The 16,303-nt window shown below is 67.5% G+C and carries 19 protein-coding genes, 4 tRNA genes and 1 pseudogene; 10 read left to right on the top strand and 14 right to left on the bottom strand.

Going from position 1 to position 16,303, the window contains the following annotated elements; translation table 11 throughout:
- Positions 1 to 8 precede the first annotated feature (8 nt).
- Complete coding sequence (locus ACWD3H_RS20050) at positions 9 to 587, bottom strand: TetR/AcrR family transcriptional regulator (protein ID WP_203956329.1); 579 nt, start codon at positions 585 to 587, stop codon at positions 9 to 11.
- A 92-nt stretch (positions 588 to 679) separates the two neighbouring features.
- Between ACWD3H_RS20050 and ACWD3H_RS20045 the strand changes: the two genes are divergently transcribed.
- Complete coding sequence (locus ACWD3H_RS20045; RefSeq protein WP_203956328.1) at positions 680 to 1,900, top strand: alpha/beta hydrolase family protein; 1,221 nt, start codon at positions 680 to 682, stop codon at positions 1,898 to 1,900.
- A complete protein-coding gene (locus ACWD3H_RS20040) occupies positions 1,897 to 2,577 on the top strand; it encodes a VC0807 family protein (RefSeq protein ID WP_451956032.1) in 681 nt (226 codons plus the stop codon). The genes ACWD3H_RS20045 and ACWD3H_RS20040 overlap by 4 nt, the downstream gene beginning before the upstream one ends.
- Positions 2,578 to 2,758: 181 nt before the next feature.
- Here ACWD3H_RS20040 and ACWD3H_RS20035 read toward each other — a convergent pair whose 3' ends face one another.
- A complete protein-coding gene (locus ACWD3H_RS20035; RefSeq protein WP_451956031.1) occupies positions 2,759 to 3,670 on the bottom strand; it encodes a hypothetical protein in 912 nt (303 codons plus the stop codon).
- 199 nt (positions 3,671 to 3,869) lie between these two features.
- Here ACWD3H_RS20035 and ACWD3H_RS20030 point away from each other — a divergent pair, with 199 nt between their 5' ends.
- Positions 3,870 to 4,796, top strand: a complete 927-nt coding sequence (locus ACWD3H_RS20030; protein WP_451956030.1) for a hypothetical protein — start codon at positions 3,870 to 3,872, stop codon at positions 4,794 to 4,796.
- Between the two features lie 72 nt (positions 4,797 to 4,868).
- Here ACWD3H_RS20030 and ACWD3H_RS20025 read toward each other — a convergent pair whose 3' ends face one another.
- The 6 genes from ACWD3H_RS20025 to ACWD3H_RS20000 form a co-directional block, all read right to left on the bottom strand.
- Positions 4,869 to 5,045: a hypothetical protein gene (locus tag ACWD3H_RS20025; RefSeq protein WP_451956029.1), complete on the bottom strand. Its 177-nt coding sequence runs from the start codon at positions 5,043 to 5,045 to the stop codon at positions 4,869 to 4,871.
- Positions 5,046 to 5,135: 90 nt separating this feature from the next.
- Complete coding sequence (locus tag ACWD3H_RS20020; protein ID WP_451956028.1) at positions 5,136 to 5,462, bottom strand: hypothetical protein; 327 nt, start codon at positions 5,460 to 5,462, stop codon at positions 5,136 to 5,138.
- A gap of 113 nt (positions 5,463 to 5,575) precedes the next feature.
- Positions 5,576 to 5,649: transfer RNA gene (locus ACWD3H_RS20015), tRNA-Phe, on the bottom strand.
- Between the two features lie 28 nt (positions 5,650 to 5,677).
- Positions 5,678 to 5,752 (bottom strand) — tRNA-Asp (locus ACWD3H_RS20010).
- Positions 5,753 to 5,858: 106 nt separating this feature from the next.
- A tRNA-Glu gene (locus ACWD3H_RS20005) sits at positions 5,859 to 5,931 on the bottom strand.
- 92 nt (positions 5,932 to 6,023) lie between these two features.
- The gene (locus ACWD3H_RS20000) at positions 6,024 to 7,538 is read right to left on the bottom strand and encodes a metallophosphoesterase family protein (protein ID WP_451956027.1); all 1,515 of its coding nucleotides are present in this window, start codon (positions 7,536 to 7,538) and stop codon (positions 6,024 to 6,026) included.
- A gap of 35 nt (positions 7,539 to 7,573) precedes the next feature.
- On the opposite strand from ACWD3H_RS20000, the gene ACWD3H_RS19995 reads away from it, so the two are divergent.
- Together ACWD3H_RS19995 and ACWD3H_RS19990 are read left to right on the top strand one after the other, a co-directional pair.
- Positions 7,574 to 7,924 (top strand): metallopeptidase family protein, encoded by a 351-nt coding sequence (locus tag ACWD3H_RS19995; protein ID WP_355555754.1) that lies wholly within the window; start codon positions 7,574 to 7,576, stop codon positions 7,922 to 7,924.
- 168 nt (positions 7,925 to 8,092) lie between these two features.
- Entirely contained in the window at positions 8,093 to 9,388 is a 1,296-nt protein-coding gene (locus tag ACWD3H_RS19990) for an MFS transporter (protein ID WP_355555752.1), read from the top strand.
- A gap of 1 nt (position 9,389) precedes the next feature.
- On the opposite strand, the gene ACWD3H_RS19985 is transcribed toward ACWD3H_RS19990, so the two are convergent.
- Complete coding sequence (locus ACWD3H_RS19985; protein ID WP_350927700.1) at positions 9,390 to 9,818, bottom strand: PspC domain-containing protein; 429 nt, start codon at positions 9,816 to 9,818, stop codon at positions 9,390 to 9,392.
- Between the two features lie 119 nt (positions 9,819 to 9,937).
- On the opposite strand from ACWD3H_RS19985, the gene ACWD3H_RS19980 reads away from it, so the two are divergent.
- On the top strand, positions 9,938 to 11,095 hold the full coding sequence (locus ACWD3H_RS19980; protein ID WP_451956026.1) for an acyl-CoA dehydrogenase family protein: 1,158 nt from the start codon (positions 9,938 to 9,940) through the stop codon (positions 11,093 to 11,095).
- 70 nt (positions 11,096 to 11,165) lie between these two features.
- On the opposite strand, the gene ACWD3H_RS19975 is transcribed toward ACWD3H_RS19980, so the two are convergent.
- Entirely contained in the window at positions 11,166 to 11,789 is a 624-nt protein-coding gene (locus ACWD3H_RS19975) for a 3'-5' exonuclease (RefSeq protein ID WP_355555748.1), read from the bottom strand.
- Between the two features lie 116 nt (positions 11,790 to 11,905).
- Between ACWD3H_RS19975 and ACWD3H_RS19970 the strand changes: the two genes are divergently transcribed.
- Positions 11,906 to 11,981: transfer RNA gene (locus tag ACWD3H_RS19970), tRNA-Lys, on the top strand.
- Between the two features lie 235 nt (positions 11,982 to 12,216).
- Here ACWD3H_RS19970 and ACWD3H_RS19965 read toward each other — a convergent pair.
- On the bottom strand, positions 12,217 to 12,462 hold the full coding sequence (locus ACWD3H_RS19965) for a hypothetical protein (RefSeq protein WP_451956025.1): 246 nt from the start codon (positions 12,460 to 12,462) through the stop codon (positions 12,217 to 12,219).
- A gap of 116 nt (positions 12,463 to 12,578) precedes the next feature.
- A complete protein-coding gene (locus tag ACWD3H_RS19960; protein ID WP_451956024.1) occupies positions 12,579 to 13,637 on the bottom strand; it encodes an integrase core domain-containing protein in 1,059 nt (352 codons plus the stop codon).
- A 162-nt stretch (positions 13,638 to 13,799) separates the two neighbouring features.
- On the opposite strand from ACWD3H_RS19960, the gene ACWD3H_RS19955 reads away from it, so the two are divergent.
- Positions 13,800 to 14,273, top strand: a complete 474-nt coding sequence (locus tag ACWD3H_RS19955) for a hypothetical protein (protein WP_451956023.1) — start codon at positions 13,800 to 13,802, stop codon at positions 14,271 to 14,273.
- A gap of 84 nt (positions 14,274 to 14,357) precedes the next feature.
- Here the strand turns inward: ACWD3H_RS19955 and ACWD3H_RS19950 are convergent.
- A pseudogene (locus ACWD3H_RS19950) lies at positions 14,358 to 14,549 on the bottom strand (MerR family transcriptional regulator); the annotation flags it as partial.
- On the opposite strand from ACWD3H_RS19950, the gene ACWD3H_RS19945 reads away from it, so the two are divergent.
- Together ACWD3H_RS19945 and ACWD3H_RS19940 are read left to right on the top strand one after the other, a co-directional pair.
- The gene (locus tag ACWD3H_RS19945) at positions 14,548 to 14,724 is read left to right on the top strand and encodes a TetR family transcriptional regulator (protein ID WP_451956022.1); all 177 of its coding nucleotides are present in this window, start codon (positions 14,548 to 14,550) and stop codon (positions 14,722 to 14,724) included. The pseudogene ACWD3H_RS19950 and the gene ACWD3H_RS19945 sit on opposite strands and share 2 nt — an antisense overlap.
- A complete protein-coding gene (locus ACWD3H_RS19940; protein WP_451956021.1) occupies positions 14,700 to 15,164 on the top strand; it encodes a TetR-like C-terminal domain-containing protein in 465 nt (154 codons plus the stop codon). The genes ACWD3H_RS19945 and ACWD3H_RS19940 overlap by 25 nt, the downstream gene beginning before the upstream one ends.
- Before the next feature lie 81 nt (positions 15,165 to 15,245).
- Here the strand turns inward: ACWD3H_RS19940 and ACWD3H_RS19935 are convergent, their stop codons facing one another.
- On the bottom strand, positions 15,246 to 16,286 hold the full coding sequence (locus ACWD3H_RS19935) for an LLM class F420-dependent oxidoreductase (RefSeq protein ID WP_451956020.1): 1,041 nt from the start codon (positions 16,284 to 16,286) through the stop codon (positions 15,246 to 15,248).
- Between the last annotated feature and the right edge of the window lie 17 nt (positions 16,287 to 16,303).

The raw sequence follows: 16,303 nt of genomic DNA, 5'->3' as shown, positions 1-16,303 counted from the left end.
GACGGCGTTCATTTCTTCTCGCTGAGGGCGAGCAGCCTGTCCACCAGTGTCCGGGCGTGGTGCGCGTTGGTCGGCCGTTCGAAGAACATCGCGTGGAAGTACAGCGGTGCGAGGATGACCTCCAGCAGCTCCAGCAACGTGGGGGGGTTCTCCCCGCGATCCCTGGCGCGGTCGAGCATCTTCTGGAGCTGCGTGCCTCGCTCCAGAAGATAGACATGCTTGGAAGGCTCTCCCTCCGGGCGCGCGCCCACCAGGGCGGCACGGAGGAAGACGGGACCGAGGGGGCCGGCCACGTCCTCGGCCACCTGGACCGCGTAGGCCTCCAGGTCCCCACGGAGCGTCCCGGTGTCGGGAACCGGGGACGAGCGCGTGAGCTGCTCGGTCACCACGTCATCGACCAACGCGCCCAACGTGCCCCAGCGCCGGTAGATCGTGGCCTGGTGGACTCCGGATCGCTCCGCCACCTGCGCGATGCTCAGATCGTCCCAGTCCGCCTCGTGGAGCAGGTCGAGGACGGCCTCGCATACGGCCGTGCGGACGCGGGCGTTACGCCCCCCGGGCCGGCGTACGGGTTCCTGTGCTGCCATGGCCGACATCTTAACGCGAATAGTCTTGCTTTAAGCGCGTCGCCGCGCTAACTTCCCCTTGAAGCGAATAATTTCGCATTAAGGGGACGGGCGTGGATGCGCTGATCTTTGAGAAGGACGTCACGTTCTGGTACGAGACGCTGCGCTTGCTCGGCCACATCGCCTACGGCGGCGCGGACTTCGGTGAAGTGATCACCACCGCACAGCGGATCACCGAGAGTGACTACGACAGCTGGCACAAGGAGTGGCGGGCGACGGCCGACCGCGTCGCCGGCGAAGCTCGGCGGAGCCTGGCGGCCGGCCACGAGGTCAGCGCGCGTGACGGGTTGCTGCGGGCGTCCACCTACTACCGCTCTGCCGAGTTCTTCCTGCACGGCGACCCGTCCGACCCGCGCGTCGACCAGTCCTACGCGCTCGGCGTGGAGTCGTTTCGCGCGGCGGCCCGGCTGTCGGACATCAGGATCGAACCGGTGCTGATCCCGTACGCGCACACCGCTCTCACCGGCTACCTCTACCGGGCGGGCGACAGCCGTACACCCCGGCCCACCATCGTGATGCACAACGGCTTCGACGGCAGCGCAGAGGAAATGCACTTCTTCGGCGCGGCGGCGTTCGCCGAACGCGGCTACCACGTCCTCACCTTCGACGGCCCCGGGCAGCCTGGGCCGATGCACCGCGAAGGGTTGGTGTTCCGGCCAGACTGGGAGAAGGTGGTCGGCCCGGTGCTCGACTACCTGCTCGCGCTGCCCGAGGTCGATCCTGAGCGGGTCGCGCTGCTGGGCGCCAGCATGGGAGGACTGCTGGCGCCACGCGCCGCCGCCTTCGAACCGCGGATCAAGGCGCTCATCGCCTTCGACGGCGTCTACGACATGGGGGCGATCGTCGCGGGCCACTTCGGCGAGGACCGCGATCAGGCGCGGGCCGTGCTGGGCGCCGAGTCCGCGCCCGAGGTCGACGAGATCATTCAAGGCCTCATGGCGAACGACCCCGTCATGCGGTGGGCCTTCACCCACGGCATGTGGGTCACCGGCGCCCGGTCACCGCGCGGGTACGCGGCCAAGATGCTCGACTATCACCTTCGTGACGGCATCGCCGAGCGGATCAGGTGCCCCACCCTGGTCTGCTCGGCCCCCGGCGACTTCGCCTTCCAAGGCCAACCCGAGGCGCTCCACGATCACCTGACCTGCCCGAGAACCTTCCTCGAGTTCACCGCCGAGGAGGGTGCCGACGCCCATTGCCAATCAGGCGCCCAGCGACTGGCCATGGCCCGCATCAGTGACTGGCTCGACGAGACCTTCAGGAGTGAGAAATGAGCCGTTCGGGTAACAACCAGATCGTTTCGGTCGTGCTGTGGGACGTGGTGCCGGTGATCGGCACCTACTATGTGTGCCGCGCGCTGAGCGTGAGCGAGTACGCCGCCATGCTGACGGCGGCGAGCGTCGGATTCCTGCGGGTCGCCTACGTCGCCGTCCGGCAGCGTCGCTTCGATGGATTCGCCGCCTTCATGGGCGTCGTCTTCGGCGTGGGAATGATCCTCTCCTTGCTGACGGGAGACGCGAAGTTCCTCCTGGCCATCAAGTCCGTCACCACCGCGGTCGCGGGCCTGATCTTCCTGGGTTCCTGCGTCGCAGGCCGTCCCGCGGCCTTCGCCGTGGCGAAGCGCTTCGGCGCCGAAGACGCGGACACCGCGCGGCGCTGGGACGTCCTGTACGCGGCGGAGCCGATGTTCCGCCGGACCTACCTGGTGATGACCCTCGTCTGGGGAATCGCGCTTCTGGTCGAGTCGGCCGTCCGCCTCCCCCTGGTCTACTGGCTGCCGACCGATGTCATGGCCGGGCTGTCGTCGATCCTCCTGGTGGCGACCATCGGCCTGCTCGGAGCATGGAGCGCCTGGTACGGCAAGCGCGGCGAAGAGGCGGCGAAGAAGGCCTCCAGTTCGGAGGCCGGCTCCCGGGACGCGGTTCCCGCCAGGACACTGTCCGACGACTGAGCCGCGAATGATGACGGGGCCTGGGAGGACACGGCGGACGCGGGGCCACCGCCGAGGCAAACGGTGGGGCAGATGTGCTGGCGTCTGGGGACGTGTCCTACTTCGGTTGATGCTTGACAGTGCGGCTTCGGCTGATGCTTTACACCCCTTCGGCCGGTCTGCTTTGGATGATGCGTGGCCGTCACGTCAGGTGCACATGCCAGGAGTGGGATGAGGGATCGAGCAGGTAGAGGGCGTGTGCCCTGCTGACGATCCGGTGGCGGCCGAGTGGCCTGCCACCTGGCATGGTGAGGGTTGCCTCCTCCTCCAAGAGGACGGCGTCATCGGTCAGGCGACATCGGTGTAAGCGGTCGTGATGCCCCCTGCTGGCGAGGAAGGTGACCTGGTCGCCATGTACGGCGAGCCCGTGTGCTCCCTTCACGGGTGTGTCGCGGACCGTCAGCCGGCCGCCGGTATGGATTTCAAGCAGGGAGAACGCTTGGTAGTAGTAGGCCCATGCGACGCCGTCGGTGACGTTGAGCGCGTAGCAGTCGGCGATGGGTTCTTTTCCTGGGGGAGGCTGATATGCCCACTGCTGGTTGCCGCCGGTGTCCCAGCGGGCAAGGCCGGGCGCGCTGATGGGGTCGGTGTAGATGGCCTGGTCGAAGTAGCCGGTCCATACATTGTGGCGCTGATCGGCAAGGAGGTGTCCGACCTGGCCGATCGGGAAGCTACGGCGTGGCCGCCCGTCGCGGCCGTAGATCTGGGCGTTGGCAGCCGCTGAAGCGGGCGTACGGTGCCAAGCCGCGGTCCCGGTCAGCAGGAAGCGGCCGTTGGGCAGGGCGTCGAGCTTGCTGACCAACAGGTGGACGTCATGGAGAACGAGTTCGCTCGCGGTGCTGTTCTTGTCCATGACGAGCAGAGCGTCGTAGGGCTGCTTTCGGGGCAGCGCAGTGAGCCTTCCGTTCCCGGAGAGGTCATCCGGTAGCGCGTCCGAGCTGTCAGACAGCAGCCACAGTGTCCGGCCGTACGCATCGACCGTGCTGGCCAACACTTTGAGACCGCGGTACTCACGCGGCAGCCGGGCGTACTGCTGCAGAGCCACCTCTTTCAATGTGTCACCTCAGAGACGAGAAGCAGTGAGTCGCGATGATCCCCGCGCAGCACACCTGCTCGGGGGTTGCAGAGTTCCCCTGACTGTTCTACTTCGGTTGATCCTTTACAGGCAGCCTCACGCCTCATCCCATTCACCTCGCGCCCGGACAGGGACCAGCGAAGCGAACCGATCGACCGGGAATCGACGTCTATGAACTGTGAAGCTTTCCACTTCGATCGGTCTCGGCCTCGCGGCGGCCGGGGCGTGCGTGGCGGCCGTGGTGTTCTCGGGAGCGATCAGCGAGTCATCGCCCGTACCGGCCACCTGCCCGCAACGCTGGGGCGGCAACGACATCGGTGGCTGGGTACCCGCCGCCGCCGACATCGACGGCGTGGAGGAGTCACTCGTCCCCGGCTCGCCGGTGAAGGCCCTCATCTGCGCCTATCCCGGGGACAACGCGCATCCGGGTGGTGAGCGGCTGGCCGGTTCGCGAACGCTGACGGATCAGGCGGCGGCGATGGCCCGTGACCTCGCCTACCTCCCGGTGACCACCACCCCCGTAGACCGTCCGTGCACGCTGATGGGGGGACCGATGACCAACTACCTCATCCGGTTCGCCTACCCCGACGGCCGCGCCCTGTGGGTGGGCAGCGCCGAGGAGGTCAACCACTGCGTGAGGACCACCAACGGCACGGCCGGCAGCAACTCCTACGCCGGGCCCGCCATCACCACCGCCTACAAGGACGGAATCTGGCAGCCCGCACCGCCGGACGACCCCTGCCGGGGCCCCGGCGACCGCCGGGGCCAGGACGAGCTGATGGTTCCCGGACGACCCGGCCGCCTCACCGTGTGCAGGGACGCCACGTACGTGAGGCCGCCCTACCGGAAACGGCACGGCAGGGACATCGCCCGCGCCCTGGCCGCGACACTGAACTCTCTGGACACCGTACCGAGCCAGAACACATGCCAAGGACTCGGAGGCGCTAACGAACGCGGCATCCGACTCATATTCGACTATCCACAAGGACCCGCCGCTGCGGTAACGATCTCGATGAACTGCGTCCCCGCCATCAACAACGGCCTGCTCCAGGCCGACCTGGACGACCGTGCCCGCGACCAGATCCTCCGCCTCGCCCCATCGTGACGATGGAACAAGTAGGCGAACCCTGATGATCTTGAGCGCATAGCAACTGTCATGATGCCCCCACCTGGTGCTTCACCGGTTGTCGCTGAGCGGCCCCCCGTGGTCGCGGGTCAAGCCGACGAACACCAGGGCTACTTCGATCTCGCCGATACGCCGCGGACCCAGGCCCCAGATCTGATCGGGGTGTCCTGTCCGCCAGCGGCTGTTGTGGCGGACGATGGTCAGCCGTTCTTCTCTGTCTGTCCCCACGTAGTCGGCCCACTGATTGATCCGGTCGGGCCTGGCCGTACGCCAACGCTCCCAGACATGTCGTGCGTCGGAGGAGGGGCTATCCCATCCTCAGAGGGCGACCAGGTCCACCCGTTCACGGCTGAGCGGCGAGGGTCGCCAGTCGATGATCTCGCCCATCCAGAAATCCGCGAGCGGATTCCCTGCCGTATCGAGCATCCGGAGCGCCTCCAGCCCCAGCGGGTTCCTCTGGCGGTAGCGCTTGGATCCGCTGAGGTAGGCACGCATCTGCTGGGAGGGAAGGCAACCCAGGATTTCGACGGTCACAAGTTCGTCGTCCTCCAGTGCCTCGGCGAAGACACCTTCGGCATCAAGGCAGGAGCCACAGATTTGCTCATCTTTGTCAAACAGGAGAAATTTCGGCTGGACATCATCCACGTGTCTCACGCTCACCGGTAATCGGATGACGTTGCTGTCAGGGGTGCTGTCACTGGAGATCAAAAAAGCCCCGAACGGTATTCGTTCGGGGCGTTTGTACTGCTCAGCTGCTGTGGTCAGGGGCGGGGTCGAACCGCCGACCTTCCGCTTTTCAGGCGGACGCTCGTACCGACTGAGCTACCTGACCTTGGTGGTGGATCGAACACCTACCTGAGCGGTCCTGACGGGACTTGAACCCGCGACCTCCACCTTGACAGGGTGGCGAGCACTCCAAACTGCTCTACAGGACCTTGCTTGGCTGGGGCTTTTGTCCCCGGCCTTTCTGGCTTTGCCAGCCTACCAGTTCTTCGGAGGTCTTCGACCTGCCGTTTCCCTGGCGAGCCTTGGCTCTACCGGTGCCCCCAACGGGATTCGAACCCGTGTCGCCGCCTTGAAAGGGCGGTGTCCTAGGCCACTAGACGATGGGGGCTCGGGACTCGCGTCCCGTTCCTTCGCCGTGCTCCGCTGGAGACCTCTGAAGCATAGGGGACTTTTGCCCCGTTGCCAAAGCGGCTTTCCGGCCTACGGCGTCGGTGTGACGGTGATGGACCCCGTTGGAGACGGGGCAATCGTCGGCACAGGAGAAATTGTACGGCCAGGCTCGGTCTCAACGTGACGCTGGATCTGAACCGACTGCTCACCGAGCCCTCCCAGGGTGATGTCGTCCCAGGCCCTCAGGCGGTGCGTGTCGGCGTCGAAGTACAGAACCGAGGCCGCGACAGGGGTGGGTTCGTCGTGTTCGAGGGCTCGCAGCCCGGCGCCGCCGGTGGACCCCTGGACCAGGAGGCGGCTGCCGGAGGGCAGCAGTTCGGTGGATCGCTCGTGCGAGTGGCCGGTGAGGATCATCGGAGCCGCGCCGGAGAAACCCTTGGCGATCGTCGGGTCGTGGACGGCGATCAGGTCGACCTGCTTGGGGAGCCGGGCCAGCTTTGCGGCGTGGGAGCGGCCCAGCGCGTCGAGGGATTCGAGGTTGGAGTCGACGGAGACGGACTTGTCGGGGGTGAACCGGGGGTCGCCCAGGCCGTAGACGCGCAGCCCCGCCACGGTCTTGGCCGAGTCGTCGAGGACGACCGCGCCCTTCTGCCTGCTTACGGCCCGCTGGGTGGTCATGGAGTCGTGGTTGCCCCTGACGAAGACGTACGGGACGCCGAAAGTGCCGATCTCCTCGACGAACTTGTCCTCGGGGCCGGTGCCGTGGTCGGTCAGGTCGCCGGTGTCGATGATCGCGTCGATCTTGAACTGGGTGGTGACCGAGCGGATGAGGTTCCAGGCGATGGGGCTGAGGTGGATGTCGGAGACGTGCAGTATCCGGATCGAGGTGGGGTCGGCGTCATAGACCGGCAGCGCGGAGACGACGTCGTAGAGCTGGGAGACGTTGTTGACGAGCTTGGCGAGCTGGACCCGGTAGGACTCGAACCTGGTCACGATCGACTCGGCGTCGCCGACCAGCGTCGGAGCGCCTGCCAGCAGGCCGGTGTACTTGGGTTCCACCACGGAGTCCGGCCGGAAGGTCAGGGCGACGGCGGCGCCCGTGCCGGCGATCGCGACGGCGACGCCCAGCGTGCCCGCGAGGGCAGGTCCTGGGCGGCGGAAGACGATCAGGGACGTGACCAGGGCGCCCGCCAGGCCGCAGAAGGCGGCACGCACGATCAGCGTCCTGACTCCGTTGCCCAGTTCCTCCTCCAGGAGCGCGGGGAGCCGGTCAGCCGAGAACCTGGGGTCGTCCAGGAACCCGCGCGCCCGGTCGGGGTTGATGTTCTCCAGGGTCACCCGGAGGCCGACCGGGGCGTTGTGCGTGTCGAACAAAAGTGTGCCGAAAGGGTGAGCATCCAACACGGTCTCCCCGGTCCACGAGGGCTCGGCGGACAGGCCGAGCTCCACCGGACCGACATTGGACCGTACCGCCCCGCCGAGCATGATGCCGAGCCACGCACCCGCCAGTGCGACGGCGGCGACGGCCGTGGTGCGGGCGATCCGCCTGCCCGCGCGACCGGTGGCGAGCCGACGGGTCCTCTGGGTCCAATCAGCGAATTTCATGGGCCTCCACCTCGCCCCGGGAACACCGGGGCAGAATGACAGGTGTGATCGAGATCTCGCGGGAGAAGTTTGAGGAGCTTGTGGCCGAGGCTCTGGACACCATTCCCCCCGAGCTGACGAAAGTGATGGACAACGTGGTGATCGTCGTCGTCGACGACCCGCCCGAACCAGATCTTCTGGGTCTTTACACCGGCATTCCCCTGACCGAACGTGGCGACTGGTACGCAGGAGTGCTACCCGACCGGATCGAGATCTACCGCAGGCCGATTTGCTCGATCTGCGAGACCGAGGAGCAGGTCATCGAAGAAGTGCAGATAACGGTCGTCCACGAAATCGCCCACCATTTCGGCATCGACGATGACCGGCTGCACGAGCTGGGCTGGTAACTAGCCCCGCACAACACATCAAAACCCCCGTTCCTGAAATATCACAGCTTATCATTACGGTTTGCATGCGCTTGATTGCTTTCGGTTGCGCGTCGGCCCTGCAGCAGGCACCGTAGGTTACACAGTGAACACCCACAGTCAGTGTGCCTGCGAGCTCAGCGGAGTCCTATGGCGGCGACCAAGTCCGGCCGACTACCCGGGCGGCACCGCCGTCCGGCGGAACGCCAAGCGACCTACGGCGAGGTCATCGCCATCGGCGAGTTCCGCGCGCTCTGGATCGGCCAGGGGCTCTCCCTCCTCGGCGACCAGCTCTCCCGGGTGGCGCTGTCCGTCCTGGTCTTCGAGCGGACGGACTCGCCCCTGGCCACGGCGTCGGTCTATGCCCTGACCTACCTGCCACCGATCATCGGCGGGCCGCTCCTCGCGGGACTCGCCGATCGCCACGCCCGCCGGCGCATCATGCTCGTCTGTGACGTGCTCAGGGCCCTCCTGGTCGCGCTCATGGCGATCCCCGGCACCTCGTTCGCCATGCTGTGCGCGCTGGTCTTCTGCGTGGTGCTGCTCAGCGCGCCGTTCTCGGCGGCGCGGGCGGCGCTCCTGCCGGAGCTGCTCACGGGCGACCGCTACGTCGCGGGCTCCGCCCTGCAGAACATGACCAATCAGGGCGCGCAGATGCTCGGCTTCGCCGCCGGCGGCTTCCTGATCATGGGAATGGGGCCGTACCGCGCGCTGGCCCTGGACGCGGCGACCTACCTGGCCTCCGCGCTCATCATCGTCTCGGGCGTACGGCGGCGTCCCGCCCCCATCTCCGCCGACGAGAGCCGGCCCTCGATGTGGACGATGACCCGCGCCGGCGCCAGGCTGGTCTTCGGCGACCCCCGGCTACGGACGCTGGTGCTCTTCGCCTGGCTCTGCGGCTTCTACGTGCTCCCCGAGGGGATCGCGGCCCCGTACGCCGGTGAGCTGACCGGAAATCCCCGGCAGCTCTCCCTGGTCACCGGTCTGCTGATGGGGGCCATGCCCACCGGTACCGTCGTCGGCGCGTTCCTGTTCAGCCGCTACGTCAGCCCGTCGAACCGGCTGCGGTCGATGGGCTGGATGGCGATGCTGACCTGCGCACCGCTGATCCTGTGCGCGGCGCGGCCGCCGCTGCCCGTGGTGCTGCTGCTCTGGTTCGTCTCGGGGCTGGGCGGGGCCTACCAACTCGCGGCCAACGCCGCGTTCGTACAGTGCGTCCCCGCCGAGCGGCGGGGACAGGCATTCGGGCTGGTCCAGTCGGGCCTGCTGGCCTCCCAGGGCGTCGGGATCCTGGTAGGCGGGGCCGCGGCCGACCACCTCGGCCCCGAGATGGTGGTGGCACTGGCCGGCGCGACCGGACTCGCCGTGGCGGCCGCGCTGGCCGTGCTCTGGAGGGCATCCCGCAGGGAGATCATCGAGAGGGTTCGCGCCGAGGCGAACTCCTGACTCACCCCTGGGTGCGGGGGTCGTCGCTACGCGGCGGCACCGTGCCGTACGGGGCCGAAGGGGGCTGGGGAGCCTGGTAGGGGGGATACTCGGGGGCCTGCTGGTGCGGAGCGCGGTGCTGGCTGGTGGCCTTGGCCCAGCCCTGCTCGGCCTTGGTCTTGGCGTCCACCCAGATCGGGTTGTCCTTGTTCTTGTCGATCAGGTCCTGGAGGACCGACCTGTCCTTGTTCTCCTCGGGCAGGAGCACCCAGCCGATCGCGTAGACCGCCACCCCGAGACCACCGAAGAAGGTGGCGACGGCGAGGGCCGCGCGGATGATGTTGGGGTCCACCCCGATGTAGCGTCCGAGGCCGGAGGCCACACCGGCGATGATGCGCCCGTCCCTGGTTCTGCGGAGCTGCTTGACGCCGGAAAAGTCGTTTTCGTTCATGTATTAAGACTGCCCCGTGGCGGGTCCTCATCACATCGGGACTTCCCCTGGCGCAACCCTGACATCCACCCTGTTCGGCCCGGCAATACCCTGACAGGGCCGAACAGAGAGGAAAACCCATGGACGACCTCCTGCGTATCGACGACACGCTCTCCGAGGAGCAGCGACTCATCCGCGACACCGTGCGGGACTTCGTCGCGGACCGGGTGCTCCCTCATATCGGCGACTGGTTCGAGGAGGCCACCTTCCCCGCCCGCGAGCTCGCCCCGGCGCTCGGCTCGCTCGGCGTGCTGGGCATGCACCTTCAGGGGTACGACTGCGCGGGCCTCGACGCCGTCTCGTACGGGGTGGCCTGCCGCGAGCTGGAGGCGGGAGACTCCGGACTGCGGTCGTTCGTCTCCGTGCAGGGCTCGCTCGCGATGTTCCCGATCTGGAAGTACGGCTCCGCCGAGCAGAAGGACGAGTGGCTGCCCCGGATGGCCGCGGGCGAGGCGATCGGCTGCTTCGGCCTGACCGAGCCCGACCACGGCTCCGACCCGGCCGGCATGCGCACCCACGCCAAGCTGGACCCCTCGGGCGACTGGATACTCAACGGCGCCAAGATGTGGATCACCAACGGCTCGATCGCCGACGTCGCGGTGGTCTGGGCGCAGACCGAGGACGGCGTCCGCGGCTTCTTGGTGCCCGCGGACACCCCTGGCTTCACCGCCCCGGAGATCCACCGGAAGATGTCCCTGCGGGCCTCGGTGACCTCGTCGCTCTACTTCGACGACGTCCGCCTGCCCGCCTCAGCCGTGCTGCCCGGGGTGCGCGGCCTGAAGGGCCCGCTGTCCTGCCTGTCCGAGGCGCGCTTCGGCATCCTGTGGGGCGTGGTGGGGGCCGCCCGCGCCTGCCTGGAGTCCGCGGTCGACTACTCCACCTCCCGTATCCAGTTCGGCAGGCCCATCGGCGGCTTCCAGCTGACCCAGGAGAAGCTCGCCTGGATGTACGTCGGGGTGGGACAGTCACAGCTCACCGCGCTCCATCTGGGCCGCCTCAAGGACGCGGGGACCCTCACCCCCCGCCAGGTCAGCTTCGGCAAGCTCGCCAACGTCCGCGCCGCCCTGGACATCGCCCGCCAGGCACGCTCCATCCTGGGCGGCAACGGCATCACGCTGGAGTATCCGGTGATCCGGCACATGAACAACCTGGAGAGCGTGCTGACCTACGAGGGCACCCAGGAGATCCACACGCTCGTGCTCGGTGAGGCGCTGACCGGCATCCCCGCCTACCGCTGACGCTTCCGCATGCGTCCGAAGGTCCCGCAGGGCCCTGACACGCGCTCTGCCCGTGTCCGGCGCGCTCGGGCTACCTTCGGCGGGGGTGGCGCTGGGGCAGGCCGCAGGAGCGCCACTCGGGGGCCTGGGCCGCCCGCTCCAGCTTCTCCGCCCAGGAGACTCCCGTGCGCAGGTAGAACCGGAGCAGCTCGGCGGTGGCGCGGGCGTCGGCCAGCGCGGCGTGGGCCCCGAGGAGCGGGATACCCGCGCGCTCGCAGCAGGCGGCGAGCGTCCACCTGCCGTCGGGGATGAAGCCCGGTGCCAGCCGCTGCGTGCACAGGGTCTCGGTCACCCACTCGCTGCCGGGCAGGTGCCGCAGGAAGCGCAGGTCGAAGGAGGCGTTGTGGGCCACCAGGACCCGGCCGGCGATCCGCTGCCAGACCTCGTCCAGCAACTCCTCGATCACCGGCGCGCCCGCGACCATCGCGCCGGTGATGCCGTGGACGTGCACGGCCCCGGTGCCGCGCCTCGGATTGACCAGCGAGTGCCACTCGTCGACGGTCTCGCCCTGGGCGTTCAGCGAGATGAGCGCTATCTCGCAGATCCGGTCGCCCCTGGAGGGCGAGAAACCCGTGGTCTCCACGTCGACCACGACATACCCTTGCCGCGTGGAGACATGTGCACTGCGGGCGGGCTCAAGCCCCGAGCTCGTCATGCCCGCCACTCTAGGAGCCGCTCCCGCCCTCCACCTGCCGTTCCGCAAACAGGTGACCGCGAATGGGCCTGGCGACGGACGTTAGTGGACACTATCCTCGGTACGCTGTCACCTGCGGGGCGTTAGCTCAATGGTTAGAGCTGCGGACTTTTAATCCGTAGGTTCTGGGTTCGAGTCCCAGGCGCCCTACCACTCGCGAGCAGGAACGTAGGCTCTGACCTGGGCCTACGTTCCTGACGATCTTTCTCCGACTATGCAGCCGTCTGCCACCGGTCCCGGAATATACGCGGAATGGGATCGACGACGTTCCCCCGGGTCAGCTCAGAGGTTCCGGAAGCTCGCGGAGCGATTCCGGGGCCACGGTAGCCGACACGACGAAGGACCCCGAGGGCTACCCGGAGTCCTTCGTGTCCTGCTGTTGAGAATGTCACGTCGTGAGCACTTCCAAGATCCGCTTGTTGGCCACCTCGTGCTGGCCGTCGATGCACTTGGCGTAGACCTTGAGAAGCACGTCCACTCCGTGCCCCGCCCGCTCCGCCACCTCCGGCGCGTGGACCCCCGCGTTCAGCCAGAGCGAGACCGCCGCGTGCCGCAGGTCGTACGGCCTACGCGCGAGCGGTGAGGCGACCTGGTCAGGCGTGAAGGCGTAGGACCGGGCCTGCTTCCAGACCATCGAGACCGTGGAGCCGGGGAAGGTCTGGCCGGTACGGGTTCGAAACAGCCGTGAAGGGTGTCAATATTCGGCCGATGCTGTTGACCTGCGGTTCCGCTGCTGATCCGGGTCGGTGTTCAAGCGGGGCGTCGGTACTCCTTGATCAGACCTCCGAGGACGTCGTGGCGTTGGATCGAGCCGATCGGTAGCAGGATCACGTTTGGTTCGTCGCCGGGTGCGTGAAGGTCCAGGGATCTGTGCGGTCGTCGATCGTTGTAGTGGGCGGCGTACTTGGCCAGTACAGTCCGTAAATGCTGTTCTCCGAAGATCAGCATTCGATCGGTGCATTCGGATCGCACTGTGCGTACCCACCGCTCGGCAAATGCGTTCGCTCGAGGCGCCCGGGGCGGGATCTTGGTCACCTTGGTGCCGTTGTCCGCGAGGACAGCATCGAAGACCCGCGTGAACTTCGCGTCCCTGTCGCGGATCAGAAATCGGATTGCGGTCGCACAGTCGCCCAAGTCGATGAGGAGGTTACGGGCCTGCTGGGCTACCCAGGCGCCGTCCGGATTGGCGGTCACCCCAAGGACATGCACCATTCGGGTGCCGACCTCCACGACGAACAGGACGTAGAGCCGGCGCAGGGTGACGGTATCGACGGAGAAGAAGTCGCATGCCAGCGTGCTGGCGGCGTGGACGCGCACGAAGTCCCGCCACCGATCGTCGTGACGCCGGGGTGCCGGCCCGAGGCCGGCACGCTTGAGGATCCGGCGGACCGTTGAACCACTCACCCGATATCCCAGGCGCTTCAGTTCACCACGGATCCGTTCAGAGCCCCAGGATCGATTTTCTGTGGCCAGGCGTTCGGTCAGCGCCACGATCTCAGGATCGGTCGACGGGCGACCTCGTTTGGGGTAGGTCCACTTCCGGGTGACCAGGCGGCGATGCCAGCGCAGGAGCGTGCCCGGCGTGACCAGCCGGTGCGCCCGAAGCGCTTTTGGCAACCCGCGGGTCAGGGCTGACAAGATCGCCCGGTCCGGCCAGGACAATCGCGGTTGTCCGGTTTGACGACGTAGTACCGCGATTTCGTGACGCAACACCAGGATCTGCAGGCCCTTGGAGGCGTCACTGCGCGCCAGCAGGCACAGCCAGCCGACCACCCGACAGAAGATCAGATATACAAGACGGAACACCACAGGCGTCGAGGATGCCCAACACCAGCCACCGCATCAGCCCAGGTCGCCAGCCAGAGCCGAATAATGACACCGTTCAGGCTCACTCCGATGTCCTTCGCATCGAAATAGTCCAGAGCAGACAGGGTCCGTTCACGGCTGCACGACACTCTGTCACGAAGGGGGATGGAACGCGTCTACGCCTACTTCCGCAGCAAGGAAGCCCTCTATGAACATGTGGCGTCGATAGAGCTGGCCGCCGCCGAGGCTATCCATCTGGACCCGGCCGACCTGCCCTCCTACGCCGCCCAGATGTTCGACTATCTCACCGCCCACCCCGACCAGCATCGGTTCATCGCCTGGGGCCGCCTCGAACTCGCCGCCGAACGCTCAGGCGAGGAGCCCGGCCCCTACCGGGAGGCCATCGTCGGCAAGCTGGAGCGGATCCGCCGCGCGCAGCAGGACGGCCTCCTCGATGCGACCTGGGACCCGATCGACATCGTGGCCCTGGTGTTCCAGATTGCCCACACCTGGAGCGACCAGGCAGAACTCGCTGCCCTCGCCCCCCACGCCGCCGCCGACCCCACCCGGGCCGCCCGTCGCGCCGCCGTCATCCGCGCTGTTACCATCTTGTTCCCTCCCGCCCAGCCCACCACCTGACATACGCCCCGGCCACGTCGGGAACGGCCGCAGCCCGGCTGTGGCCGCCACCTTGGCGACCGTGACCCGCCGGGCCAGGATCTCCTGAATGTCCTCGAGTCCGATGCCAAGCTCACGCAGCGTCCGTACCAGCTCGAACCGGGCCACAGCCGCCGCCTCGAACAGCCGATATACCCGCCCGCCGACCAGCCCTACCGCACCGGTACCGGAAGGAACGGCGACATCGCGACGCGGTGTGGCCAGAGGCCCGGATGTTGTCTGGCAAAATGAGCCCATGACTGGACGAGGTCGCCCGCCGGACCCCGACCTGGAAGCCCGGGTTCACGCTGCGGCGCTCGACCTGTACGGCGAGGTCGGCTGGGCGGGATTCAGCCTCGACCTGGTGGCGCGCCGGGCCAGGGTGGGCAAGGCGGCCCTCTACAGCAGGTGGGGCACAGCAAGGAGAAGCTGATCGTCGATGCGCTGGCGAGCCTCTGCGGCAAACAACCTCTCCAGTATCAGTCGGGATCGCTGCGGGCGGACCTGATCAGCATGGCCAGGTACATCCTCGACGGCTATTTCGAGCGCCGGGGCCTGGTCGTCCTGCGGGCCCAGGTCGAGGCCAAGGTCTATCCCGAGCTGTTCGGTCAGGCGCTGGAGCGTCACCAGCGCGAGAGCATGAGGATCGGCCGCTCGATCGTGGTGAGCGGCATCGACAGCGGAGAACTGCCCCAGGGGACGTCCCCGGCGCTCGTCCTGGACGCGGTCGCGGGGATCCTCACCAACCACGTCCTGTCGACACCGATCAGCCAGATGCCCGCCCTGATGGAGCGCAGAGACAAGTACGTCGAGGAGACCGTCGACTTCGTGCTGTCCGCCGTCGGCTACCGGCCCGCAGATCAGAACGCCTGACCGCTTCACTCGTTCACCCGCTGACCGTGCGGTGCGGCGGCACGCGTGGGGGCGGGCCACCGCACCGCACGGATGAGGAGGTCAGGAGGCGAGTTCCCGGACCCGCTCGATCAGCCGCACCCGTTCCTCGTGGGTACGGCCCAGCGGGTTGACGGTGACCGTGGTGACGCCGGAGGCCTTCATCGCGGCCAGACGGTCGCGGACGAAGCCCTCGGAGCCGATCAGCGACATGTTCTCCAGCAGTTCGCGCGGCACAAGGGCGGCGGCCTCGTCCTTCTTGCCGGACAGGTACAGCTCCTGGATCTGCTCGGCCTCCTTTTCATAGCCGTAGCGCCGGGTCAGGTCGTTGTAGTAGTTCCTGCTCTTGGCGCCCATGCCGCCGATGTAAAGGGCGGTCATCGGGCGGCCGAGATCCAGCGCGTCCGCCACGTCGTCGCCGATGGCGAGGCTCGCCTGGGCGACGACGTCCAGCTCGCCCAGCGCCGGGTCGCGCTTGGCCGTGCCGGCGGCCAGCGCTCCGCCCCACACGTCGGCGGCTTTCTCCGGCAGGTAGAAGACGGGCAACCAGCCCTCGGCGATCTCGGCGGTGAGCTCGACGTTCTTGGGACCGATGGCGGCGATCAGGATCGGGATGCGCTCGCGGACGGGATGGTTGATCAGCTTGAGCGGTTTGCCGAGGCCGGTGCCCTGCCCTTCGGGGAGCGGGAGGGTGTAGTGCCTGCCGTCGTGGATCACGGGCTCCCGCTTCCACACCTTGCGGCAGATCTCGACAACCTCACGGGTACGGCCCAGCGGGTCGGTGTACGGCACGCCATGGAAGCCCTCGATGACCTGCGGGCCGGAGGTGCCGAGGCCGAGGGTGAAGCGGCCGTCGGAGACGTGGTCCAGGCCGGCCGCGGTCATCGCGAGCAGGGCAGGCGTGCGGGAGTAGATCGGCAGGACGCCCGAGGCTATCCGCACCCGCGTGGTCATCGCCGCGATGTAGCCCATCTGGCTGACCGCGTCGAAGCCGTACAGCTCGCCCACGAACACGCTGTCGAGGCCGGCTTTCTCGTAGTCGGCCAACTCGGCCACGGTGTCCTTGAAGCCACCCGTGTAGTTCAAGCTCATGCCGATCCGCATCGCGGTTTCCTCCTTCG

It is taken from the genome of Streptosporangium sp. NPDC002607, from assembly GCF_053592655.1.
This window is presented reverse-complemented; position numbering and strand designations above follow the sequence as displayed.